Source organism: Arthrobacter sp. PsM3, from assembly GCF_030433895.1.
In the GTDB taxonomy this organism is placed as follows: Bacteria; Actinomycetota; Actinomycetes; order Actinomycetales; family Micrococcaceae; genus Arthrobacter.
Genome location: NZ_JARUXE010000137.1, coordinates 1 through 397, shown reverse-complemented (window position 1 = coordinate 397; position 397 = coordinate 1). Strand labels below are relative to the sequence as shown.

1 protein-coding gene and 1 pseudogene are annotated in these 397 nt (G+C 67.8%); one reads left to right on the top strand and one right to left on the bottom strand.

Annotated elements, in window-relative coordinates:
* Positions 1–212: hypothetical protein (locus tag QCD75_RS22410; RefSeq protein ID WP_301231638.1), on the bottom strand; the 212-nt coding region annotated here is incomplete at its 3' end.
* Between the two features lie 2 nt (positions 213–214).
* Here QCD75_RS22410 and QCD75_RS21940 point away from each other — a divergent pair.
* A pseudogene (locus QCD75_RS21940) lies at positions 215–397 on the top strand (sulfocyanin-like copper-binding protein); the annotation flags it as partial.

Below are 397 nucleotides of genomic sequence, written 5' to 3'. Positions count from 1 at the left end.
TCACTGTCGTTGTGCTCCTGCTCCGGCGTCCCCATCCGGGTGAGGGACCGGCCGCGCAGCGGCCGCCGCACCACGACGCCGAGCGCATTCTCCACGAGCGCTTCGCCCGTGGGGAAATCGACGAGCAGGAGTTCACTGCCCGGCGTGCCGCGCTCAGGCGCCAGGATTGAAATCCCTGACCCACCGCGGGCAGATTCTCCTCGGGATCGCATCCGTGCTTCTTCTGACCGCACTGTCCCTCGTTGCGGTCGGCGTCGTGGGCAGTGTTGTGAACCCCGGGGGCACCGGCTTTCTGTCCCGGGCCCGCTGCATGGCACCTAATCTTCCCGGGCCGGTCATCAACGTTTCACTGCCCAACATGGGCGGGCCCATGATGGGCCCCCGCAACGGCATGACG